This window comes from Collimonas sp. OK242 (assembly GCF_900107095.1).
GTDB lineage: Bacteria > Pseudomonadota > Gammaproteobacteria > Burkholderiales > Burkholderiaceae_D > Collimonas.
In genome coordinates this window covers 253,090-277,198 of sequence record NZ_FNOR01000003.1, presented here as the reverse complement: position 1 = coordinate 277,198, position 24,109 = coordinate 253,090, and the positions used below count along the sequence as shown (strand labels likewise).

21 protein-coding genes are annotated in these 24,109 nt (G+C 58.1%); 7 read left to right on the top strand and 14 right to left on the bottom strand.

Annotated elements, in window-relative coordinates; genetic code table 11:
* Positions 1-60: 60 nt before the first annotated feature.
* Positions 61-1,935 (top strand): AMP-dependent synthetase/ligase, encoded by a 1,875-nt coding sequence (locus BLV81_RS04345; RefSeq protein ID WP_092352777.1) that lies wholly within the window; start codon positions 61-63, stop codon positions 1,933-1,935.
* On the opposite strand, the gene BLV81_RS04340 is transcribed toward BLV81_RS04345, so the two are convergent.
* Both BLV81_RS04340 and BLV81_RS04335 read right to left on the bottom strand, forming a co-directional pair.
* Positions 1,932-3,173 carry an acetate/propionate family kinase gene (locus BLV81_RS04340; RefSeq protein ID WP_369823803.1) on the bottom strand — a complete coding sequence of 414 codons (1,242 nt, stop codon included), beginning with the start codon at positions 3,171-3,173 and terminating at the stop codon, positions 1,932-1,934. The two genes, BLV81_RS04345 and BLV81_RS04340, sit on opposite strands and share 4 nt — an antisense overlap.
* Entirely contained in the window at positions 3,170-4,612 is a 1,443-nt protein-coding gene (locus BLV81_RS04335) for a bifunctional enoyl-CoA hydratase/phosphate acetyltransferase (RefSeq protein WP_092352775.1), read from the bottom strand. Before BLV81_RS04335 ends, BLV81_RS04340 begins: the two co-directional genes overlap by 4 nt.
* 467 nt (positions 4,613-5,079) lie before the next feature.
* Between BLV81_RS04335 and BLV81_RS04330 the strand changes: the two genes are divergently transcribed.
* The 3 genes from BLV81_RS04330 (at position 5,080) to BLV81_RS04320 (ending at position 7,406) form a co-directional block, all read left to right on the top strand.
* Positions 5,080-6,324, top strand: coding sequence for a cytochrome c family protein (locus tag BLV81_RS04330; protein ID WP_255364944.1), 1,245 nt, complete (start codon positions 5,080-5,082; stop codon positions 6,322-6,324).
* Positions 6,325-7,038, top strand: a complete 714-nt coding sequence (locus BLV81_RS04325) for a c-type cytochrome (protein WP_092352773.1) — start codon at positions 6,325-6,327, stop codon at positions 7,036-7,038.
* Between the two features lie 62 nt (positions 7,039-7,100).
* Positions 7,101-7,406: a high-potential iron-sulfur protein gene (locus tag BLV81_RS04320; protein WP_092352771.1), complete on the top strand. Its 306-nt coding sequence runs from the start codon at positions 7,101-7,103 to the stop codon at positions 7,404-7,406.
* Between the two features lie 193 nt (positions 7,407-7,599).
* Here the strand turns inward: BLV81_RS04320 and BLV81_RS04315 are convergent, their stop codons facing one another.
* The gene (locus BLV81_RS04315) at positions 7,600-7,959 is read right to left on the bottom strand and encodes a phasin family protein (RefSeq protein WP_092352769.1); all 360 of its coding nucleotides are present in this window, start codon (positions 7,957-7,959) and stop codon (positions 7,600-7,602) included.
* Between the two features lie 413 nt (positions 7,960-8,372).
* On the opposite strand from BLV81_RS04315, the gene BLV81_RS04310 reads away from it, so the two are divergent.
* The 3 genes from BLV81_RS04310 (at position 8,373) to ppk1 (ending at position 12,701) form a co-directional block, all read left to right on the top strand.
* Positions 8,373-9,656, top strand: coding sequence for an NRAMP family divalent metal transporter (locus tag BLV81_RS04310; RefSeq protein ID WP_092352913.1), 1,284 nt, complete (start codon positions 8,373-8,375; stop codon positions 9,654-9,656).
* A 126-nt stretch (positions 9,657-9,782) separates the two neighbouring features.
* Positions 9,783-10,469 carry a VIT1/CCC1 transporter family protein gene (locus tag BLV81_RS04305; protein WP_092352767.1) on the top strand — a complete coding sequence of 229 codons (687 nt, stop codon included), beginning with the start codon at positions 9,783-9,785 and terminating at the stop codon, positions 10,467-10,469.
* A gap of 177 nt (positions 10,470-10,646) precedes the next feature.
* Positions 10,647-12,701: a polyphosphate kinase 1 gene (ppk1, locus tag BLV81_RS04300; protein WP_092352765.1), complete on the top strand. Its 2,055-nt coding sequence runs from the start codon at positions 10,647-10,649 to the stop codon at positions 12,699-12,701.
* Positions 12,702-12,710: 9 nt separating this feature from the next.
* On the opposite strand, the gene BLV81_RS04295 is transcribed toward ppk1, so the two are convergent.
* The 11 genes from BLV81_RS04295 to BLV81_RS23490 form a co-directional block, all read right to left on the bottom strand.
* Positions 12,711-13,373: an amino acid ABC transporter permease gene (locus BLV81_RS04295; RefSeq protein ID WP_092352764.1), complete on the bottom strand. Its 663-nt coding sequence runs from the start codon at positions 13,371-13,373 to the stop codon at positions 12,711-12,713.
* Positions 13,374-13,478: 105 nt separating this feature from the next.
* A complete protein-coding gene (locus tag BLV81_RS04290; RefSeq protein WP_092352762.1) occupies positions 13,479-14,282 on the bottom strand; it encodes a transporter substrate-binding domain-containing protein in 804 nt (267 codons plus the stop codon).
* Positions 14,283-14,439: 157 nt separating this feature from the next.
* The gene (locus BLV81_RS04285) at positions 14,440-15,297 is read right to left on the bottom strand and encodes a Rossmann-like and DUF2520 domain-containing protein (protein WP_255364941.1); all 858 of its coding nucleotides are present in this window, start codon (positions 15,295-15,297) and stop codon (positions 14,440-14,442) included.
* A 5-nt stretch (positions 15,298-15,302) separates the two neighbouring features.
* A complete protein-coding gene (locus BLV81_RS04280; RefSeq protein ID WP_092352758.1) occupies positions 15,303-17,306 on the bottom strand; it encodes an ATP-binding cassette domain-containing protein in 2,004 nt (667 codons plus the stop codon).
* A 143-nt stretch (positions 17,307-17,449) separates the two neighbouring features.
* Entirely contained in the window at positions 17,450-18,334 is an 885-nt protein-coding gene (prmB, locus tag BLV81_RS04275; protein ID WP_092352756.1) for a 50S ribosomal protein L3 N(5)-glutamine methyltransferase, read from the bottom strand.
* A 226-nt stretch (positions 18,335-18,560) separates the two neighbouring features.
* On the bottom strand, positions 18,561-19,715 hold the full coding sequence (gene dapE, locus BLV81_RS04270; protein ID WP_092352754.1) for a succinyl-diaminopimelate desuccinylase: 1,155 nt from the start codon (positions 19,713-19,715) through the stop codon (positions 18,561-18,563).
* An 86-nt stretch (positions 19,716-19,801) separates the two neighbouring features.
* Positions 19,802-20,155, bottom strand: a complete 354-nt coding sequence (locus BLV81_RS04265) for an ArsC family reductase (protein WP_092352752.1) — start codon at positions 20,153-20,155, stop codon at positions 19,802-19,804.
* A gap of 44 nt (positions 20,156-20,199) precedes the next feature.
* Complete coding sequence (locus tag BLV81_RS04260) at positions 20,200-21,345, bottom strand: PilT/PilU family type 4a pilus ATPase (RefSeq protein ID WP_092352750.1); 1,146 nt, start codon at positions 21,343-21,345, stop codon at positions 20,200-20,202.
* 119 nt (positions 21,346-21,464) lie between these two features.
* A complete protein-coding gene (gene dapD / locus BLV81_RS04255) occupies positions 21,465-22,292 on the bottom strand; it encodes a 2,3,4,5-tetrahydropyridine-2,6-dicarboxylate N-succinyltransferase (protein ID WP_092352911.1) in 828 nt (275 codons plus the stop codon).
* A gap of 176 nt (positions 22,293-22,468) precedes the next feature.
* Positions 22,469-23,683, bottom strand: coding sequence for a succinyldiaminopimelate transaminase (gene dapC / locus BLV81_RS04250; protein ID WP_092352748.1), 1,215 nt, complete (start codon positions 23,681-23,683; stop codon positions 22,469-22,471).
* Positions 23,680-23,991: a hypothetical protein gene (locus tag BLV81_RS23490; protein ID WP_143036272.1), complete on the bottom strand. Its 312-nt coding sequence runs from the start codon at positions 23,989-23,991 to the stop codon at positions 23,680-23,682. The genes dapC and BLV81_RS23490 overlap by 4 nt, the downstream gene beginning before the upstream one ends.
* Positions 23,992-24,109 lie beyond the last annotated feature (118 nt).

Here is a 24,109-nt window from a genome sequence, read left to right as displayed (position 1 = left end):
GAAAGAGTTGCAATTAGACTTATTGCATGGGCGCAGCAACAAAAAAGATCGGGAAATCTCATGAAAACCGCTATTGCAGCTAGCCTGGAACAAATGGCGACGCTTGGGGATTTGTTTGACTGGCGGGTCGGGGAGACGCCGGAGAACGAGGCATACCGCCACTTCAATTCAGAGGCAGGGCGCTGGCACTCCCATACCTGGGCGCAAATCGGCGAGCGCGTCAGGATCTGGCGCAGCGCGCTTGCGGCATCGCGTCTGCCGTCCGGGGCAAGGGTAGCCGTGTTGCTGCCGAATGGTCTGGATGCCGTCTGCATCGACCAGGCGAGCCTGGCGCTGGGCCTGGTTCCGGTGCCGATGCACGCGCTCGACAATCCGGCCAGCATCGCCTACATCATCAAGGACTGCGATGCCTCGATGCTGGTACTGTCGACCCGTGCGCAATGGGAGGCGATTGCCGCAGTCGGCGAAGCCATGCCGTTGTTGAAGCTGGTACTGGTGGTGGACGATGGAAATTTCGCCAATAACTACGCGTCGGCTCCTGTTCATGGCGTGGTGGTTGCTTTAGCCAGCTGGCTGGCCGGCGGCGCCTTGCCAAGCAATACACGCAGGCCGCCGGTGGCGGGCGACGCCCTGGCGGCGATCGTCTATACGTCGGGAACCACCGGCAAACCTAAGGGGGTCATGCTGACCCACCACAATGTACTGTCGAATATCCGGGCGGTGATGGCAAGGGTCGGGGTGCGCTCGTCCGATGTGTTCCTGTCATTCCTGCCGCTCTCACATACTTTCGAACGGACTGTCGGATATTACCTGCCGGTTGCGGCCGGCAGTTGCGTCGCCTACGCGCGGTCGGTGGCGCAGATTCCGGAAGATCTGGCGACGATACGGCCGACGGTACTGGTCTCGGTGCCGAGAATCTATGAGCGATCCCACATGAAAATGCAGGAAATGCTTGCTGAATCCGGCCATTTGACGCAACGTCTTTTTAGGTTGGCGCAAGCGACAGGCTGGCGGCGTTTCTGCCGCAGCCAGCAGTTGCCTTGCAATGGCGCCTTCCTGGATTGGCTGGATCCGTTGCTGTATCCTGTTTTGCGCTTGCTGGTAGCGCGCAAGGTGCTGGCGCAGTTCGGCGGGCGCCTGCGTGTAGCTGTATGCGGCGGCGCACCTCTGTCGCAGGCGGTGGCGGAATGTTTTCTTGCACTGGGTTTGCCCTTGGTGCAAGGATACGGCATGACAGAAACATCGCCGGTAGTGTCCTGCAATACGCCTTCCGACAATTGGCCGGCCACGGTTGGCAAGCCGCTGGAAGGCGTCAGGGTGCGTATCGGCGAGAATAGCGAGTTGCAGGTGCGCGGCGGCGGGGTCATGGCAGGATATTGGAAGCGCCCGGAAGATACTGCCAACGCAATGACCGACGACGGCTGGCTGCGTACCGGTGATCAGGCGGCGCTGGAAGGTGGGCGCATTCGCATCATCGGCAGGATCAAGGAGATCATCGTCACTTCAACCGGCGAGAAAATTGCGCCGGCGGATCTGGAATTGGCGATCACGGCCGATCCGCTGTTCGAGCAAGCCTTCGTGATCGGCGACAACCGTCCGTTCATCGCCGCTTTTGTGGTACTTAGCCGTAGCGGTCTGGACGCGCTGTTGCAGCAACTTAAGCTTGACGCCAGCGATAGCGCCAATCTGGATTCTGCATTAATACAAACTGCCGTTTTGCAGAGAATTCAAGCGGCAAGCAAACATTTCCCCGGCTATGCGGTGCCGCGCGTGGTCCGGGTTACGATGGAACCATGGTCCTTGCTGAACGGACTGATGACGCCGACACTCAAACTCAAACGCAATGCCTTGCTTGCGCATTTTCATTCTGAAATTGAGGATGTTTACGCGCAACGTACGCCAGCACGGATAAGTGACGAGGCCGTCGTCAGCTAAGAGCCAAGCATGGCCAGCGCGTGCCGGGCTGCGATCCATTCTTCATTGGTGGCCTCGACCGCGACCGCGACCCTGCTATCGCGTGCGGATATCAACGGTGCGTTGCGCTGATTGGCGGCGCTTTCCAGATGCACTCCCAGGAATGCCAGGTCGCGGCAAATGCGGCTGCGCATCTCCGCACTGTGTTCACCGACGCCGGCAGTAAACACCAGCAAGTCGAGTCCGCCCAACACTGCAGCCAATGCGCCGATCTCGCGGACGATGCGACGCACGTACAAGGCTAGCGCGGCGCGCACCTGGTCACCGACCGCATCGCCCCGCTGCTCTTGCGCGAATAGTTTCGGCGGATCGGCGGAAACGCCGGAGACGCCAAGCAAGCCTGACTCGTGGTACAGCAGGTGAGCTACTTGTTCCAGGCTTAATTTTTCGATTTCCATCAGGTAAATTAGCGCGCCCGGGTCGAGTGAGCCGCAGCGGGTGCCCATCATTAACCCATCCAAGGCGGAAAAGCCCATCGTGGTGGCGACGCTGCGCAGATCGTGCATTGCGCACAGGCTGGCGCCGCTACCCAGGTGGGCAGCAATGACGCGGCCGTGCGCCGCGACGCCGAAACGCTCGTCCAGCGCCACCGACAGGTACTCGTAGGACAAGCCATGAAATCCATAGCGGCGCAAGCCGCGCTCCCACAGCGCGTATGGCAGCGGCAGCATTTGTTCGACATGTGGCAGCGTGTGATGGAAGGCGGTATCGAAACAGGCGACCTGCAGCAGGCCGGGCTGGCTGGCCAGCAGCACTTCGATGGCTTCCAGCGCAAACGGCTGATGCAAAGGAGCCAGTGGAATGTAATTCTTCAAATCCGCCAGCACTGCCGCATCGATACGGGTCGGTGCGGAATACTTGCTGCCGCCGTGCACCACGCGATGCGCAACCGCGCACAAGCGGCGAGTACCAAGATGCGCGCCAACCCGCTCGCGAATATGCATCAGCGCGGAGTGATAAGGCTGTTTTGCGTCCAGCGCCAGTGCTTCAGGTTCGCCGCCCGTCTCGATACAATCGGGCTTGGCGCCGCCGATGCCTTCGACTTTGCCTTTCCATTCAGCCTGCCGCGGCAGCGGTGCATGGGTAGCATGAGTCAGGTCGAACAGCGCAAACTTGATGCTGGACGAACCGCAATTCAGCACCAGGATGAAATCCCCGCTGCTGGCGGCCGGCATTACGGGCTGGGCTGGCATATTCATTGGGGATGGTCGCGATAATGGTGCGCCAGCATCAGCGCGATGGCGCAAGAGGCGATGCGGGTTTCGCGCGAATCGGCCCGGCTGGTGAGGATGATCGGCACTTTGGCGCCGAGTACGATGCCGGCGCTGGCGGCGCCGCTCAGGTACTCGAGTTGTTTGGCCAGCATGTTGCCGCTTTCCAGATCCGGCACTACCAGGATGTCGGCGCGGCCGGCGACTTCCGACACGATGCCTTTGATGCGCGCGGCGGCGACCGAGACCGCATTGTCGAAAGCCAAAGGACCATCCAGGATGGCGCCGGATATCTGGCCGCGGTCGGCCATCTTGCACAGTACGGCGGCATCGAGTGTCGCCCGCATGCTTGGATTCACCGTTTCCACCGCCGCCAGGATCGCTACGCGCGGACAGGCGACGCCGATTACATGCGCCAGGTCGATGGCATTGCGCACGATGTCGACTTTATCGTCCAGCGTCGGCTCGATATTGATGGCTGCATCGGTGATGATGAAAGGGCGCGGGTAGGCAGCGGTTTGCATGAGATAGCAATGACTGATGCGGCGCTTGGTGCGCAGTCCGGCGGATACCGCCAACACAGCTTCCATCAATTCATCGGTATGCAGGCTGCCCTTCATCAAAGCTTCGACTTCGCCTTTGCCTGCCATTTCGGCAGCGCGTGCCGCTGCCGCATGGCTGTGCGGGACATCTTCAATGGCGATGCCGGCCAGGTCCAGGCCGGCAGCAGCGGCCACCGCTTCGAGTCTGGCGCGCGGCGCTATCAGCAACGGTTCGATCAGACGCGCCTGGCGCGCGTCCAGCGCGGCCGACAGACTCAGTTCGTCGCAGGGGTGTACCACCGCGACCCGAATGGCGCTGAGCGGGCGCACGTGCTCAAGCAGCCGTTGCACCTTGTCGCCGGAACTGATGCGGACTTCCGGCAAGGTCGTCCTGGGGTACACGATCTTTTCGCCGGGCGCGATCACCTCGGCATCGCCTTCGATCGCGATCTTGCCATCCTGGTTGATACACGAGCAGCGCAAGCTGAGTTGCTTCTTGTCAGGCTCGCGCGCAGTCACCGTGACGCTGATGGTCAAGGTGTCGCCCACCCGCACCGGATGCAAGAAACGCAAGGTCTGGGCCAGATATACCGTACCTGGCCCGGGCAGGCGCGTGCCCAGCACGGCCGAAATCAGCGCCGCTCCCCACATGCCGTGGGCGATCACGCCATGGAACTGGGTAGACGCGGCGAATTCGGGATCGAGGTGCTGGGGATTGACGTCGCCAGACATGACGGCAAACAGCTGGATATCTTCGGTGCTCAATGTGCGTTCCATGCTGGCGCTGTCGCCTACGGAAATTTCATCGAAAGTCAGGTTGCGGATCACCCGCAATTCATCGTGCAGTAAATTCTCGTGGGAGGCGGAGCGGACGGTATCAGTCATGTTAGTCAAGAGTAGGGTGAACGGGAGCCCGGTTGCAGACCGGACAGCGACGCTGCGGCATATTCCAAGAGTAACAATGATGCACAAAAAAAATTTGATACAAATCAACTATACCGGACAGCGAAGCAAACAGTCGTGCCCGGGTTATCGCAGGTGTTTCCGTTTTTTGCCCGAGGCATGACGAGAACCCCGATGTTGCGGGAAAATTTGATGCACATCAAGAACCTGGCTGGCCGGCACGGTTACGCTGATGGCACGCCGTTGGAGAGATGCGGATTAATTGACAAAAGCCAAAAAAATACTTATTGTCAACTGATTCGAATGTGGTTCGGGCTTTGCAACAGTAGTTTTAAAAACTATGAAAGGGGCAGCTTGGAATGGATTCGTTCAAATACCTATATCGGGGAATGAGGTATTCCCGGCTGTTAGCCATTATTCTTTTACTACAAGGTTTGCTGAGCCCGCTGGTGGCGGATGCATTACCGGTTTTCGCAAGGCAAACCGGGCAAAATTGCGTTGCCTGTCACGCCGGCGGCCAATTTCCTGAGCTGACTGCTTATGGGAGATTATTCAAGCTCACCGGTTATACGATCGGTACGCGCACCATTCCGCTATCGGTGATGGGGGTGGCCAGTTTCACCAAGAGTGCGAATCCGGATAGCGACGTGGCGTTCGCCAAGGATGCGGTCGCCCTGTTTCAAACCGGCAGCGTCTTCCTGGCAGGCAAAGTTACTGACAATGTCGGTGTGTTCGGGCAGTGGACCTACAATAACTACGACAGTCAAAATCAGAACACCGGCAAATGGCAAGGGAAGTGGGCTTCCGATAATTTCGACCTGCGCTACGCCGATCGATTTATCGGCCCGACCCAAGACTTCATCTTCGGATTCAGCCTGAACAACAATCCTTCCCTCACCGATCCCTGGAATACAGCTCCTGCATGGATCCAATATGTCCCGACTCAATTCGGGGTCACCGCGCCTGACGCCAGCCCCATCATTAGCCAACTGGGCACTCAGGTCGCCGGGCTGACAGCCTATGCTTTCTGGAACAAGACGCTGTACGCAGAGGTGGCTGCATATCAGACCAGCAACGGCGTATGGTCGTTCTTAAGCCAGGGCACGAAAGCGCAGGACCAGACGAACCTGAAGGGCACCAATCCCTACATACGGCTAGCGCTCAGCCACGACTGGGGGCCGCATAGCGCGATGATTGGAGCACTTGCCATGAATGCGCAAATCTATCCCGACAACACGAATCCTGTCGGTCCGACGACACGCTATCGTGACCGCGGGATAGACGCGCAATATCAATATCTGCTGGATCCGCATACCGTGACGGCGCAGGTGAGCTATATCAGGGAAACCATCACCAATGGCGACGTGACCGGCGTTGCCAGCAATGCCTCCAATACGCTTAATCAGTTGAGGCTGAAAGCCAGCTACGTCTATCGGGCGAAATACGGTACCAGCCTGAGCTATTTCAGCACCACAGGAAGCTCGGATCCGACCTTGTATCCGGATGTCGCAGCCAATCCCGGCACACGCGGCTGGGTTCCTGAAATATTCTGGACGCCGGTGCAATACCTTCGAATTGGCGTTCAATACTACGCCTACACCCAGTTCCACGGAGCCTCCAGCAACTACGACGGTTCAGGGCGCAATGCCAAAGACAACAACACCTTGTTTCTCTATGTGTGGGGAGCGTACTAAATGAATAGCTACGATGACGGTAAGCCCGCACACCGCGTAACTACGGCAGCGCGATTCGAACATGTGAAACGGAAGGGACTTTATTTTTCTTTGAGTTTAATCGTCGCGGCAGGGCTTGCCGCTTGCAATTTACCGGAAAGATCCCGTTCACTGGGCGATCCCAATGTCGCGGCGAAGACGCTCGCACTGCAGGTTTGCTCCAATTGCCATGGCGTTCAGGGCGTCTCCGTGTCGCCCAATTTCCCGAATCTGGCGGCGCAGTCGCAACCGTATCTCGTGGAACAGCTCAAATCATTCAAAAGCCATGGCCGTTCCGATCCAGCCGGGTTCGAGTACATGTGGGGCATCAGTGCCCGCTTGTCCGATGACCAGATCGACGGACTGGCTGCCTATTTCTCTTCGCAATCGCCACCCCCGGGTAAATCTGGAAATCAGACTTTGCTCAAGGAAGGCCAGAAGATTTTCGAACAAGGCATTGTCGCGAACAACACGCCTGCCTGCTCCGGCTGCCACGGCGCACATGGCGAAGGCATTCAGCAGTTTCCACGTTTGGCAGGCCAGCATGCCGACTATATCGTCAAGCAACTGATGGTTTTTCAAAGAACGGATGAAAGACCGGAGGGCGTCATGATGAAAGGTATTGCGCACGAACTCACGCCAGAGAACATGAAAAATGTCGCGGCCTATCTGGAGGCGATGGCACCCGCTCAATAGCGTGTTCTGGCGAACGGCCATGGTTGGCTGCGTCCCGATTCTAACAATTTTGGAGAAATATCATGGTCAGCCGTCGCGAATTTATTGTTCAACTTGGTTTGGGAAGCGCTGCACTGGCATCGGGCCATAGCCTGGCCCAAGGCGCCATGGTCGCCGAGAGCGACGCCCAGGCGGCAGCTCTAGGCTACAAAGCCGACGCCAGCAAAGCGGATAAGGTGAAATTTCCCAAGTATGCTGCTGGCCAGCTTTGCAGCAATTGCTCGCTGTACCTGGGCAAGCCGGGCGATGCCGCTGGCGGATGTCCCCTGTTCGCTGGCAAACAAGTCGCCGCCAACGGCTGGTGCAGCGCATGGACCAAGAAGTCCTGATACCTGGCCAGGTCGGCTGGCCAGACGCAATGGCAGCATGCCGCAATTTAAAATAATCCGGCGCGGCCGGGCGCGTCGGCTTGCGGAATCAACACATATTCAGCCTGGGCGCCATCGCTCAGATGTCCCAGCATCCGTCCGCTGGACGGGCGTGTCATTCAAATCCCCTTGATTGCTTGCCGGACTTTGCGCCTTAAGCCGCTGTGATTTTGCGGCTGGCGTTGGCAGCATGCGCGGCGGCGACGCCGGCGATTTCAGCCTGTGTACAAGAGACGATATCGGCCATATGATGGCCATAATGGAGGGCGCCATCGACGGCTGGCCGCACCTGGGCCGATCTCAGCAACAGCCATTCTTGCGGGGTTGCCGCCGACATCATTTGTTGCGACGAATTTAGCGATGCCTCCAGGGTTGTTTTAGCCGCACTCAGGTTCAGGTTAATCGCCTTTTCCATGCCATCAACTGCGGTTCGGGTGATCTGAGCCATCGCTGCGAGTTGCGCTTCGTAGCCAGCCTTCATCATTGTCGACATCGATTCCAAGAGCGGAAACATGGTTTGTCCTTGCAGGAAATGAAAATGGAAACGGAAATTACGGGACAGCAGGCTGATTGGCGAGCGTCAATCCAGATTTCAGTGTGACGTTTTCCAGGCTGCCAGTATTGATGCACATCAAATTTGTTCAAGGAATTCGCGACGTTCTACGCCATGGAACGATCATTTCGCCTTCGATAGCAGATTGATCGTCGCGGCTGGCGTCATGCCGGAGTACCTGCAAGTTAAGGTAATTTTGATGCAGGTCAAATCGATCAGGGCGCTGCCCGATACCATTCGATGCGTAATTCGAGACGGTGATCAGATGACCCGCATGCGCAATGAAACCCCGTTTTTTTTCCGGCTGCTGTCCGTGCCGCCAATAAGGTCTGTGCGTGAAATTGACAAACGATAACGATAACTTCAAGGTTCCGATTCGCGGATACGGTTTCCGCGTCTTGTGGGAGCGTTTGAAGGAACATCCCTTGGCGCGGATCGGACCGGGGCTGATCACCGGCGTCGCCGACGACGATCCTAGCGGCATCGCTACCTACTCCCAGGCCGGCGCCCAGTTCGGTCTCAACATGCTGTGGACCATGCCGCTGGCTTATCCATTGATGGCGGCGATTCAATCCATGTGCGGGCGTATCGGCCGCGTCACCGGAAAAGGCCTGGCCGCCAATATCAAGACCACGTTTCCGCCCGCTGTACTGCTGGTCGTCGTGTTGCTGCTGCTGGTAGCGAATATTCTCAATATCGCTGCGGACGTGGCTGCCATGGGCGAAGTGGCCGAACTGGTGATCGGCTTCAACCGTCATCTGATGACCGCATTTTTTGTATTCGGAACGCTGCTGCTGCAGGTGTTCATTCCATATCATCGCTATGTCTTCTTCTTGAAGTGGCTGACCTTCTCTCTGCTTGCCTACGCCGCAGTCTTGTTCACAGTCCATGTTCCCTGGGCAGAGGTGGCGGCGCGCACGGTCTGGCCAAGATTCCAGTTCAATGGCACCGCGGCCGCGGTGATTGTCGGGGTCTTCGGCACCACTATCAGCCCCTATCTGTTCTTCTGGCAGGCGTCCGAAGAAGTCGAGGATATGCAGGCGCGACCCGGCGCCGTGCCGCTGGTGCTTGACGGCCATGCTGCCGTCGGCGAACTGCGGCGCATCCAGTGGGATACCTGGAGCGGCATGTTCTATTCCGACATCACCGCCTATTTCATTATCCTGGCGACTGCAGTCACGCTTAACGTAGCCGGCGTCAGGGATATCGATAGCGCGGCGCAGGCAGCCAGCGCATTGCGGCCGCTGGCCGGCGATTTTGCGTATACCATTTTTGCCCTCGGCATTCTGGGTGTCGGCCTGATCGGCGTGCCGGTGCTGGCCGGCTCTGCGGGTTATGCCCTGTCGGAGGCAATGGGCTGGAAATCCGGCCTGGAACGAAAAGCAAGCGATGCACGCGGGTTCTATGGCGTCATCGCCGTCAGCGTGCTTGCCGGACTTGTCATCCAGTATTCGCCGATTAGCCCGATGAAGGCTTTGTTCTGGAGTGCAGTCATCAACGGCGTCGTTGCCGTGCCCTTGATGGTGGTGATTATCATATTGGCTTCAATGAAATCCGTGATGGGGGAGTTCACGGCAAGCCGGCTGATTACCGCTCTCGGCTGGATTGCAACGGCAGTGATGGGGGCTGCCGCCGTGCGCATGTTCATTCCCGGATAGGTTGCCGTGCCTGTATTGCCTGGCTGCATGATACGATGTACCTGCAATCGGCGCCAAGCCAGCACTGGATGCTGCCGCTGCCGCCATGATTTTGGCAAGTGCCGGATATCACCATTTCGATAAGCCATGACTGCACATATTCATCGCACCCACCGATCCGGATGGCTACGCGCGAGCGTACTTGGCGCAAATGACGGCGTGTTGTCGATTTCGAGCCTATTGCTCGGAGTTGCAGCCGCGCACATGAATCCGGAAGGCATCCTTATCACCGGATTTGCAGGACTTGCCGCCGGTGCGCTGTCGATGGGAGCCGGCGAATTTGTCTCGGTTAGTTCGCAGGCAGATACGGAACGGGCCGATCTCGACATCGAACGACGCGCATTGTTGCAAGACTATGACGCAGAACATATAGAGCTGCGCGACATCTATATCCAGCGCGGCCTGGATCTCGAACTGGCCTCGCAAGTCGCGCAGCAGCTCATGGAGCATGACGCCATCGGGGCGCATGCGCGGGACGACATCGGTATCACTGAAGCGTTGACGGCGCGACCATTGCAGGCAGCCATATCGTCGTCTCTCAGCTTCATGGTGGGCGGCGTCGTTCCGATGCTGGCGGCCGTTCTTGCGCCGGCAGCCGGCCTGATTCCGACGATTGCAGTCGTCTCCCTCATTTTCCTCGGTGCCTTAGGCGTGTTCGCTGCACGTACCGGCGGTGCGCCCGTCTTGCGCGGAGCAGCGCGCGTTCTGATATTGGGCTTGCTTGCGATGGGAGTCACGGGAGTGGTCGGGGCGTTCTTCGGTGGCGCAGCATAGCCAGTCCTGTGCCGCCGTCGCGCGCAGGCGCCAACAAACCGGGAGTGGCGGCGTCTGTATATTGTTTGTCATCCTCGCGTCACATTGCTTGCCTACAATCAAACATGTCATATTGGTAAGCATCAAGATATTCAAATCGCAACGCTCCATTCCCTCTATCACTCTACCGACCGGATCATGACTTTTCCATTGCTCAATCGCGAACTCGGTGTGCTTGCCTTTAACGAGCGTGTCCTGGCCCAGGCCGAAGATCCTGCGGTGCCCTTGCTGGAACGACTGCGTTTTGTCTGTATCACCAGCAGCAATCTGGATGAGTTTTCCGAGATCCGGATGTCCGGCTTGCAAGAGCAGATCAGGGTGGCTGTCGATGGCGTGACGCCGGACGGGATGTCTTTGCAGCATGCTTACAGCACCATCAGCGAGCGTGCGCAGAAGCTGGTGGCGCGTCAGTACGCCTTGTTCAACGACGTGTTGCTGCCGGCCTTGAATGCGGAGGGCATCGCCTTCTATCAGGAATCCGAGTGGAACGACGAGCAAACCGCCTGGGCGCATGAATTTTTCAAGACGGAACTGCTGCCGGTACTGACGCCTATCGGCCTCGACCCAGCCCATCCTTTCCCGCGGGTGCTTAACAAGAGCTTGAACTTCGCGGTCAAATTAAGCGGCAAGGATGCGTTCGGCCGCGAGACCGAACTGGCCATCGTGCAAGCGCCGCGGGTCTTGCCGCGTCTGGTCCGGATGCCGGAGCATTTGTCGGCTCACGCGTATGGCTTTGTGCTGTTGAGCAGTTTCATGCAGCGCTTTGTCGGCGAACTGTTCCCGGGTTTGTCGATCGGCGGCTGTTATCAATTCCGGGTGACGCGCAACAGCGACCTGTTTGTCGATGAAGACGAAGTCACCGATCTGCGCTTGGCGTTACAGGGCGAGCTGCCGACCCGCCAGCTGGGCAATGCGGTGCGCCTGGAAGTGGCGGACGGTACGCCGGCATCGCTGGTGCAGCGTCTGCTGAACCAGAATGGCCTCGCGCCTGCCGATTGTTATCGCGTCAATGGTGCAGTCAACCTGGTGCGCCTGATGCCATTGCCGGATCTGGTCGACCGGCCCGATTTGAAATTCACGCCGCATACGCCGGTGCTGCCAAAAGCCTTCGTTACCGGCGCTTCGGTATTCGATGTTATCGATCAGAACGATGTGTTGCTGCATCATCCCTATGAAAGTTTCCAGCCGGTGCTGGAGCTGCTGCAGCAGGCGGCGATCGATCCCGACGTGCTGGCCATCAAGCAAACCATTTACCGTACCGGCAACGATTCGCCGCTGATGAGCGCGCTGATGCAGGCGGCCAAAAACGGCAAGGAAGTCACGGTGGTGCTGGAACTGATGGCGCGCTTTGACGAAGAAACCAATATCGGCTGGGCGGCCAAGCTGGAGGCGGTTGGCGCCCATGTGGTGTATGGCGTGTTCGGCTACAAGACACACGCCAAGATGCTGCTGATCGTGCGCCGCAAGCGCCATGCCAAACATACCAAATTGAAGCGTTATGTGCATCTGGGCACCGGCAACTATCATCCGAAAACCGCGCGCCTTTATACCGACTTCGGCTTGCTGACCAGCGACGACAAAATGTGCGAAGACGTGCATAACGTGTTCCAGCAGCTGACCGGCTTTGGCAAGCAAGTGCCGCTCAGGCGCCTGTGGCAATCGCCGTTTACCTTGCACGCGAACCTGCTGAACGCAATTCAGAAAGAGGTCGACGCTGCCAAGGCCGGCAAGCAGGGCTATATCATCGCCAAGATGAACGCTTTGCTGGAGCCTACAGTGATTGACGCCTTGTATCTGGCGTCCCAGGCGGGCGTCAAGATCCAGCTGCTGATACGCGGCGTGTGCGCCTTGCAGCCGGGGGTGCCGGGCTTGTCGGAAAACATCAAGGTGCGTTCCATTATCGGACGCTTTCTTGAGCATCACCGGGTATTTTATTTTTTTGCCGATGGCGAAGAGCATGTGATGCTGTCCAGCGCAGACTGGATGGATCGCAATTTATTCCGCCGCATCGAAACGGCGTTCCCTATCCTGGACGGCAAGCTCAAGCGGCGCGTGATCGAAGAGAGTTTGCTGGTGCATCTGCAAGATAACGCATCTGCCTGGGATATGGATAGCGACGGCAGCTATCGACGGGCCAATCCTGGCAATGCCACGCCTTTGGTCAGCCAGATCGATTTGCTGGCGCGTTTTTAATCTGCGCTTTTAATTTGATTTGTGGGCTTGCCCCAGCTTGCTTTCCAGGCGGCTTTGCAAGCGTTCAAAGCACAAGCTCAGGCACCAGTAAATCGCCGCTGCTGCCAGGTACAGCGGCAGCGGACGGAAGGTCACCGCAATGATTTCCTTGGTAGCCAACATCAGCTCCGTCACGGTGATGACCGACACCAGCGAGGTATCCTTGATCAGGCTGATCAGAGTATTGCTCATGGACGGCACCGCAATCCGGATCGCCTGAGGAATCACGATGTAGCGCAGCGTCTGCCAGTAATTCAGGCCGATGCTGTAACTGGCGGACCATTGCCCTGTATGCACGCCGAGAATGGCGCCGCGCAGGCTTTCCGACAGATAGGCGCCGGCATTCAGGCTCAGGGCCAGGACGCCCGCGGTCAACGGCGAAAAGCTGATGCCTATGCTGGGCAGGCCGTAATAAATCACGAAGATCTGCACCAGTAGCGGGGTACCGCGCATCAGGCTGACATAGGTGCTGGCCGGCCAGCGCGCCATGCGCGACGGTAAAATGCGGGCGATCGCCAAAGGAAAGCCGAGCAGCAATCCGCCCAGCATTGATGCCACTGCAAACACCAGTGTATAGCCCACGCCGCGAAACAAGGTCGGCCCCGCCTGCTGCAGCAAATCTAGCAATTCCATATTGTCTTTGTTAAACCTAGATTTTCTTGCTCAAAAAAACATCCCCGCGGGGGGCGGGGATGTCTGGTCTGACTGAAGTGTAACGCGAATCAGGCTACTGCGCCGTTACTGCGCCGATGGCGCCTTGCTGACATCGAAGCCGAACCACTTGAACGAGACTTGCTTGAAGCTGCCGTCTTTCAGGATGTCGTCCAGCGCTTTGTTCAGGGCCGCTTCGAATTTCGGATTGCCTTTTTGGAAAGGAATGCCGATTTTATCAATATCGCCGAAAGTGGCGCCGGCTTTCAATGGCAGATTCGAGCTTTTCAGCAGATAGCCCACCAGCAGCCGGTCATTCAAGGCTGCATCGATACGGCCGCTGGCCAGGTCGGCCAGGTATTCAGGCGAGCCGGGGTAGGTTTTGACATCAATCCCCGGGACTGCCTTGGCCTTTTGTTCGAAATTGGTGCCTTGGCCCAGGCCGAGTTTGTAGCCCTTCAGCGATTCCAGGGTCGGGAAGCTGCGCTTCTCGTCTTTCCGGATGATCAATTGCGCAGTGGACAGGGTGTAGGGCTGAGAAAAGTCGAAGGCTTTTTGACGCGCTTCGGTAATCCCGACCTGGTTCAGGATGACATCGTATTTGCCGGCGCCGAGGCCGGCCAGGATGCCGCTCCATTCGGTAGTCGTGAATTCCGGCTTCACGCCAAGCTTGGCTGCCAGCAGTTTAGCGACGTCAACCTCAAAGCCCTCCAGCTGGCCGCTTTTCGGATCTTTGAAATTGAATGGAGGATAGTTGCCTTCCATCGCCACTTTCAAGGTGCCACGGGCTTTGACGGTATCCAGCAGGTCCGCTGCGAACGCGTTGAGCGTGACGCCGGTGATCAGTATCGCGGCTGCAATCTTGCTCAGTTTTGACAGTGTGGTGGCCATTTTTTTTCCTTTGGTTGGTGGGCAGGCTTGATAGCGATTTGTAGCGACTATGTTAAGCGTTTTTCCCTGCAAATGTGAAATGATGGTTTTGCGGCTTTATATGCATTTATTGTCTTTGCATTTCAGGAAAATATCAGCTATTGCCGGTCTAGGCAATTTACGGCTTGCTGTTTTTCTTGCGTAGAGCCAGATCGGCAGTCAATGCCGCAAACTGCTGATACAGCGCCGCGGTCTGCGGCTGCCATTGCTGGAGCGCCTGATATTGCCTGGCGACGGTAGCCAGGTCGCCGCGCGCGATCGGGCCGGTGAGGGCGGCTGCCGGACCGAGACGAAAAGCGTTGGCCGCGCTTTCAGAGAGCAGCGGTTCGATCAGCTTCAGGGCAAGTTCAGGCGCGATGCCGGCCGCAACGTAAGCCTGTTGCGCGACATCGATCAGCGTCACCTGATAGTTGGAGGCGAATACCGCGGCAGCGTGGTACAGGGTCTTTTGCTCGCGCCGGATCGCAAGCGATTGCGCGCCGATGGCGCTGAATGCGGGGCCGAGAACCGCCAGGGCGGCGGCGTCGCCCTCGCTGCCGCACCAGGTGCCGTCGAAATGAGCGGCTACCTGGTGTGGATCGGCAAAGCTGCGGATGGGGTGGACGCTGGCGACGGCCGCGCCCTGTGCGGTGGCGGCAGCCAGTTCAAGCGACGACAGCGCGCCGCTGCAATGAAACACGATGCTGCCCGGCTGTAGTTTGCCGCTAGCGGCAAGGGCCTTGCAACAAGCGGCGATCTGGTCGTCGCCGGCGCCGATCAGGTAGACGTCGGCGCTGCGCAGATCCGCATAGGACGCCGCCACGTTGCCGGCGCCGATAAAAGCGCAGGCCTGTTGTGCGCTGGCGGCGGAACGGTTCAGGATGTCGAGCAAGACGAAAGTCCGGCGCTCGTGCCAAAGCCGGCCCAGAGTCTGGCCGACTTTGCCGCAACCGATGATGCTCAGGGTGTGACGACGGCGTTGGCCGCCGTCCGGCATTGCGCTTAGTTGCCCAGTAACTCCAGCGCTTCCTGCTGCTCCAGCCATTCCGCCTCCAGTTGCGTCAGTTCCTTGGCGTAAAACGCCTGATCGCTCAGCAGCGTCGCCAATTCCTTTTTCTTGTCTTTATCGTAGATTTCAGGATCGGCCAGGCGCGTATCGACAGTATGCTTCTGCGCGCTGCGTTTGGCGATCTGTTCATCCAGGCGCTTGATACGCGATTCGATCGGTTTCTTCTGCGCCGCCAGCTTTTGCCGCGCTTCGGCTTCCGCGCGTTTTTGTTCGCGGCGGTCGGCAGTGTCGACCACGGCAGCCGCCGGAGCGACCGCGCTAGCGATTTTTGCCTTGCTGCCGGCTTTTGGCAGCGCCGCATCGGCCGCGCTGTTTTTAGCCGCCAGCTTGGTTTTGAACAGCCAGTCCTTGTAATCGTCCAGGTCGCCGTCGAACGGCGCTACCTTGCCGTCGGCGACGATGATGAACTGATCGGTAGTGGCGCGCAACAGATGGCGATCATGCGACACCAGCACCAGCGTGCCTTCGAACTGCGCCAGCGCCATGGTCAGCGCTTCGCGGGTTTCCAGGTCCAGATGGTTGGTCGGTTCATCCAGCAGCAGCAGGTTGGGGCGCTGCCAGACAATCAGGGCCAGCGCCAGGCGCGCCTTTTCGCCGCCGGAAAACGGTGCGATCGAGCTGGTCACCATGGGGCCGTTGAAATTGAAGCTGCCGAGGAAATTGCGCAACTCTTGCTCGCGCACGGTTGGCGCGATCTTGCCCATATGCCACAGCGGCGATTCGTCATGGCGCAGCATTTCCACTTGATGCTGGGCAAAGTAGCCGATCGACAGGCCCTTGCCGAACTGGGCGTCGCCGTGCAATGGCTTGAGTTCTTCGGCGATGGTTTTGATGAAGGTCGATTTACCGGCGCCGTTGACGCCCAGCAGGCCGATACGCTGGCCGATCTGCAAAGAGAAATTGATGCCGGAGATGATCACCTTTTCGCTGACGTCATGGCTGGTTTCGCTTTCGGTGCGGTAGCCGGCGCTCACATCTTCCATCACCAGCAAGGGATTGGGCGCGCTTAGCGGCACCCGGAATTCAAAAGAGAATTCCGCCGCTGCGCGCAGCGGCGCCAGCTCTTCCATCTTGGCCAGGGCTTTCATCCGGCTTTGGGCCTGACGCGCTTTGCTGGCCTGGGCCTTGAAGCGGTTGATGAACGATTCCAGATGCGCGCGCTGGCGCATCTGCTTTTCCAGAGTACCCGCAGCCAGTTCCAGCTGCGCAGAACGCTGCCGCTCGAACGAGGAATAGTTACCAGAGTAACGCTTCAGCTTGCGCTCATCGATATGCACGATGACATTCACCACGCCGTCAAGGAAGTCGCGGTCATGGGAAATGATGATCAGGGTGCCTGGATAGCGCTTGAGCCAGTCTTCCAGCCAGATGATGGCGTCCAGGTCCAAGTGATTGGTCGGTTCATCCAGCAGCAGCAGGTCGGACGGACACATCAGCGCTTGCGCCAGGTTCAGGCGCATGCGCCAGCCGCCGGAGAAGCTGGCTACCGGCTGATCCATTTGCGCCAGCGAGAAGCCGAGGCCGGTCAGCAATTGTTCGGCGCGCGAACGCACCGTGTAGGCATCGGCGTCGGCCAGGGCGCTATACAGTTCGCCGATCAAAATGCCGTTAGAGGTGGTTTCCGGTTCGCTTTCGAGGAACGCCAGTTCTTCTTCCAGGCGGCGCAGGGTGACGTCGCCATCGATAGCGTATTCAATTGCAGGACGGTCCAGCGCCGGGGTTTCCTGGGCAACGTAGGCCATGCGCCATTTCGTCGGGAAATCGATCTCGCCGAGGTCGGCATGCAGTTCCCCACGCAGCAGTCCGAACAGGCTGGACTTGCCGGCGCCGTTGGCGCCGATCAGGCCGATCTTGTCGCCCGGGTTGAGGGTGACGTCGACATTGTCGAGCAAAGGCTTGACGCCGCGCATCAGGGAAACTTGTTGAAAACGTATCATGTCTACTATCTGCTAACTATCTTGCTGAATGAATGGCCATGCATGTGATTAAAGCAACATGCAGGTTGTGATGGTCTTGCTTGCTGCTTATTTACTGTTTTACTGTTGCCTGGGCATGGAGCCCATGGCTGGCAGCTTGCGAATCAAGGCAATTGGTCTGCGGTCAGCAGGAATACCATGTCGTCGCCGGCGCTGGTCGATACCCAGGTCATTTCCAGGTCCGGGAATGCGGCTTCGGCGAAGGCGCGCTCGTTGCCGATTTCGACTACGAGTACGCCGTTGGCGGTCAGGCGCTGCTTGGCGCCGGCAACAATCTTGCGCACCAGATCCATGCCGTCGCTGCCGCCGGCCAGGGCGATGTGCGGCTCACGCAGATATTCCGGCGGCAACTTGTCCATCGAACCGGAATTGACATACGGCGGGTTGGTGACGATCAGGTCGTATTTTTTTGCCGGGACCTTGCTGTACAGGTCGGACTCGATCAGCGTGATGCGATCCTGCAATTCGTAGTCATCGACGTTGCGACGCGCCACGGCCAGCGCATCGGCCGAAATATCCGCGGTATCGACATGGGCCTGCGGGAAAGCATCGGCCAGCATGATAGGCAGGCAGCCGGAGCCGGTGCACAGTTCCAGGATATTGCTGACAGCCGCTGGGTCTTGCAGCCATGGCGAGAAATGATCGGGAATCAGTTCGGCGATGAACGAGCGCGGCACGATCACGCGCTGGTCGACGTAAAAACGGTACTCGCCCAGCCAGGCTTCATTGGTAATGTAAGCGGCAGGGATACGATCGGTGCTGCGTTTTTCAATCACCTGCAATACGGCGTCGATTTCATGCGGCAGCAGGCGCGCGTCAAAAAACGGCTCGATCTTGTCCAGCGGCAGCCGCAGCGTATGCAAGATCAGGTAGGCCGCCTCATCCAGCGCGTTGCTGCTGCCGTGGCCGAAGAACAGGCCGGCGGTATTGAAGCGGGTTACGGCATAGCGCAGCAAGTCGCGGATGGTGGTAAAGGATTGTGGTGTCATGGCGCAAATTATAAAGGTAGAGCGGGTGTGCGGCACTTGGCCGCTGAGGCCGCAAAAGTGTCAGGCGGATTTTATCGGAAATGCCAGGCCGAATGGGTCTTGGCGCGCCAAGAAGCGCGCTAAGACCTTGATTTTGTTGTTATTTGTTCAAATTGGAGCAAATAAGGCCGCAACCATGTGCGGCCATCTGTGGCTGTGCACCGGTTTGCACACCGTTTGCATACCATTAAGCGGCAGAAGACGGCAGCAAATTTTCCAGGGTGCGGCGATAAATGTTTTTCAGCGGATCGATAAACTGGACTTCCACGTGCTCGTCGATCTTGTGGATGCTGGCGTTGGGTGGCCCGAATTCGATCACTTGCGGACAGATCTGCGCGATGAAACGCCCGTCCGAGGTGCCGCCGGTAGTCGATAATTCGGTGTTGATGCCGGTTTCCGCCTTGATTGCAGAAGAAATGGCTTCGCTCAGCGTGCCGCGCGGCGTCAGGAATGGCCGGCCGCCTACGGTCCAGTCTAGCGTATATTCCAGGCCGTGCCGGTCCAGGATGGCGTGCACCCGTTGCTGCAAACCTTCGACGGTGCTGGCGGTTGAAAAGCGGAAGTTGAAATCGATCACCACTTCGCCCGGGATCACGTTGGAGGCGCCGGTGCCGCCGTGGATATTCGACATCTGCCAGGAGGTCGGCAAGTAGTATTCATTCGCCTCATCCCACTTTTCGGCAGCCAGTTCAGCCAGCGCCGGAGCCGCCAGGTGGATAGGGTTTTTTGCCAGCTGAGGATAAGCGATGTGGCCCTGTATGCCTTTGACCGTGAGCTTGCCGGACATGGTGCCGCGGCGGCCGTTCTTGATCATGTCGCCCAGGGTCGAGCTGGAAGTCGGTTCGCCGACGATGCAGTAATCGAGTTGCTCGCCGCGCGTCTTCAGTTTTTCGCAGACCACCACGGTGCCGTCGGTAGCCGGGCCTTCTTCATCGCTGGTAATCAGGAAACCGATAGAGCCGGAATGGTCCGGACGGGCTTGTGTGAATTCTTCTACTGCCACCACCATCGCGGCAATCGAGGTTTTCATGTCTGCCGCGCCACGGCCGTAGAGCTTGCCGTCGCGGTGGCTGGGCAGGAATGGATCGGATTGCCATTGTTCGCGCGGACCGGTCGGCACCACATCGGTGTGGCCGGCGAACACCAGCAGCGGCCGCGTTGTTCCCTTGCGCGCCCATAAATTGGTGACGTCGCCGGACTGGATGGTTTCGCAGGCAAAGCCGAGCGGCGCCAGCAATTCGATCAGGAGCGCCTGGCAGCCTTTGTCTTGCGGCGTGACGGAGGATAGTGCAATCAACTCTTCGGCCAGCGCCAGGGTCTTGCTCTCGGTTGGGTTTGTCATGAACTTTGCTGCTTATTCGTTAAATTGGTTTGTTGAATTGCTGGCCGGCTTATTCGCCAGCTTATTCGCCAGCTTATTAGCCAAACTTATTGGCTGAATATCTCTTGGTACAGTGCGTCCGAAAAGCCGACATACGTATTCTTGCCGGTGAATAGCACCGGGCGCTTGATGATGGATGGCAGCTCCATCATCAATGGCGTAGCGCTGATGCCGTCGGTGACGCCGTTGCGGCGTTGTTCCGACAAGCCGCGCCAGGTAGTGCCCTTGCGGTTCACCAGCGTATCCCAGGGCACATCCGCCAGCCAGGTCGTGATCAGTTGCGCCGTGACGCCGTCTTTCTTGAAATTGTGGAAGGTGTATGCGATCTCCTGGTCTTCAAGCCAGCTGCGGGCTTTCTTGACTGTGTCGCAATTGGGGATGCCGTAAAGAGTAATTGCCATAGATTGAATGCGGTCTTGTGTGGATGTGGCTTATATGTAAAGACTTATAAATCCAATGTGAATTCGGTGAAGGTCGCGCCTTCGACGCGTTCCGGTTCCGGCGCCACCGGTGTCGAATTCTTCTTGGAACCCGGCGTGTGGTTGTTGATCAGCCAGTACAGATTGCTTGGGGAATCGGCATGCGCCAGCGCTTCGTCCTGGGTGATGACGCCATCGTCGATCAATTGCATCAGCGCCTGCTCGAAGGTTTGCGAGCCGGGCGCCAGGCTCTTCTCCATCGCTTCCTTGATCTGGCTGATATTGTCTTCTTCAATCAGTTCAGAGACGTGGCGGGTGTTGAGCATGATTTCGACCGCCGGGGTGCGTTCGCCAGCGACCGTGGTGACCAGTCGCTGCGAAACAATCGCCGCCAGGGTCGAGGCCAGGTCTTCCAGCAGTGCCGGCCGATTTTCCATGGGATAAAAACTGATGATGCGGTTCAGTGCGCGGTAGGTATTGTTGGCGTGCAGCGTCGATACCACCAGATGGCCGGACTGGGCGTAGGCGAGCGCGGCCGACATGGTTTCCTTGTCGCGGATTTCGCCGATCAGGATGCAATCCGGCGCTTGCCGCAACGCGTTCTTCAAGGCGCCGCCGAGATCGGTGGTGTCGCTGCCGATTTCGCGCTGGTTGACGATGGAACGGTGATTATGGAACAGGAATTCGATAGGATCTTCCAGGGTCAGGATATGGCCTGCCTGGGTTTTGTTGCGATAGTCCAGCATCGAGGCGATCGTCGTCGATTTGCCGGAGCCGGTGGCGCCCACCACTAACAGCAAACCGCGCTTGCGGCCGATCAGTTCGACCAGCGCCGGCGGCAGGCGCAGTTCTTCAAATGCCGGAATCTGGTAGGGAATATAACGGATCACGGCGGAAATGCAGCCGCGCTGGCGGAACGCCGACAGCCGGAAGCTGCCGACGCCGGCTACCGGCAAACCGAGATTCAATTCATTGTTGCGTTCCAGTTCCTGCAAGCGCTCGGCAGACAGCACTTCATTCAACAGCATCTGGATAGTATGTTCATCCATGTTCTGCTGATTGACCGGGACCATCTGGCCCTTGATCTTCAGATGAATCGGCGAGCCAGGCGCCAGGAACATGTCCGACGCACTTTTTTCCTGCATCAGATGAAACAAGCGATCCATTGCCATCAAAAACTCCTTAAATATTATTTTTCTTTGCAGTCTGACTGTTTTATCTGATCAGGCGCAGGACGGGCAAACAACTTGCCGGCCCTGCGTGTCGGGCACAAAGCAAGGCAAGGCAACAATCAGGCTTCGCGCAGCAGTTCGTTGATGCCGGTCTTGGCGCGGGTCTTGGCATCGACACGCTTGACGATGACCGCGCAATACAAGCTGTATTTGCCATCGGCTGAAGGAAGGCTGCCGGAAACCACCACCGAACCCGAAGGGATGCGGCCGTAAGTTACTTCGCCGGTAGCGCGGTCGTAAATCTTGGTCGACTGGCCGATGTAGACGCCCATCGAAATCACCGAGTTTTCTTCAACGATCACGCCTTCGACGATTTCCGAACGGGCGCCGATGAAGCAATTGTCTTCGATGATGGTCGGGTTGGCTTGCATCGGTTCCAGTACGCCGCCGATGCCGACGCCGCCGGACAAGTGAACGTTCTTGCCGATCTGCGCGCAGGAACCGACGGTAGCCCAGGTGTCGACCATGCTGCCTTCATCGACATAGGCGCCGATGTTGACGTAGGACGGCATCAAGACCACGTTCTTGCCGATGAAGCTGCCGTGACGGGCAACTGCCGGCGGCACCACGCGGAAACCGCCCTTGGCGAAATCTTCCGCGGTGTAGTTGGCGAACTTGGTCGGAACTTTGTCGTAGAACTGCATGTTGTCGCCGGCCGGCATAGGCAGGTTGTCTTCCAGGCGGAACGACAGCAGCACGGCCTTCTTGATCCACTGATTGACTACCCAGTTGCCGTCGGTTTTTTCGGCGACGCGCAAGGTGCCCTGGTTGAGTTCGGCGATGACCTTGGCCACCGCTTCGCGGACATCGGCCGGTGCGGTCTTAGGTGAGAATTCGGCGCGCTGTTCCCAGGCCTGGTCGATAAATGCTTGCAGAGATTGAGTCATGATTTTCTTTGTTTGAAGTTTAAAAATAATCAATGGGGCGGAGTAACTCGCCATGCTGCGTTGGCTTAAAAATTTCCCGGAATATTTTCCTTTGGAACCAACCGTTTTATCTAGTCAGTTGGGGACAGAGTAATTCGTCGCGCTTCGGCGACTCTTAAACTCTGTCCCGCAAATAGTTACAATGCGCGGCAGAAAGCGGCAATTCGTTGCGCTGCTTCGAGGCACTCTCCCACCTCTGCCACCAGCGCCATCCGTATGCGCTGCCGGCCCGGGTTGCTGCCATGGGCGTCGCGCGCCAGATAGCTGCCGGGCAGTACCGTTACATTATATTCGGCATACAGCCGCTTGGCGAAGTCGGTATCGGAGATGTTTGCCAGTTTGTCTACCTTGGCCCAGAGATAAAAACCGGCATCCGGTAGCGCGACATCCAGCACGGTTTGCAGCACCGGTGTGACCTGTTGAAATTTAGCCATGTATTTGGCGCGGTTTTCGACGACGTGGGTTTCGTCGTTCCAGGCGGCGACCGAAGCCGCTTGCACAGGCGGGCTCATGGCGCCGCCGTGATAGGTACGATACAGCAGGAATTTCTTCAGGATGGCGGCATCGCCGGCCACAAAACCGGAGCGCATGCCCGGCACATTGGAGCGCTTCGACAAGCTGGAGAAGGCGATCAGGCGCGGGTAACCACCACAACCCGCGCTACGGCCCAGAATATGTGCAGCTTGCAGTCCGCCCAAAGGCGCTTCCGGCTTGAAGTAAATCTCGGAATAGCATTCGTCGGCCGCAATCACGAAACCGTGGCGATCCGACAGTGCAAACAATTCTTTCCAGTCTTCCAGCGACAATACGGCGCCGGTCGGATTGCCGGGCGAGCACAGATATAGCAGCTTGACGCGCGGCCAGACATCGTCCGGCACGCTGCGGTAATCCGGGGCGAAGTTGCGGGCAGGGTCGGAATTGACGAAGTATGGCTGGGCGCCGGCCAGATAGGCGGCGCCTTCATAAATTTGGTAAAACGGATTGGGACACATCACCAGCGCATCCGCCTGGCCCGGATCGACCACCGTCTGCGCCAGCGCAAACAACGCTTCGCGCGAGCCGTTGACCGGCAGGATCTGGGTCGCCGGATCGAGCGGCGGCAAACCGTAGCGGCGCTCCAGCCAGCCGGCAATCGCTGCCCGCAGAGCTTCTGCGCCTATGGTGCTGGGGTAGCTGGCCAGGCCGCTCAGATTGTCGCTCAGCGCTTGCTGGATAAACTTCGGGGTCGGATGCTTAGGCTCGCCGATTCCCAGGCTGATCGGCTTGTATGCCGGGTTGGGTGTGACGTCGGCGAATAACGCGCGCAGTTTTTCAAACGGATACGGCTGCAGCCGGTCTAGTAATGGATTCACGTGGTTAATAATAGATGACGAATGAATAACAAGATGAAATAAGAAAAAGCGGCTGTAAAAGCCCGGATTGCGCTGTTTGCATTATATACAGAAGCGTGGCTTTGATCGCTGGCAATGCTCGGTTTTGAGAGCGAGTGAGGGCGAATGAGAGTGAAAAATGCCGATTCGATGTGATTTTTGCAGCTTTCCACTGTCTTCTTGAACTTTCTTGACGCTTTGGCCCCAAACCGGAAGGCAATCTTTCTGGTACGGGTACAGATATGTGCCATGTTAATCGGCATCTGCTTGGTCGTGAAAGTAACAATCATATTTCCCGCTCGTAACGGTCATCAGATCGTATATATGGCAGGGCGGAATGTTATGATGTCGACCTCCTGCGAGGTTTTTCCTCGTTTTTATAGTGTTAAGTGTGACGGCCGCTTTTTC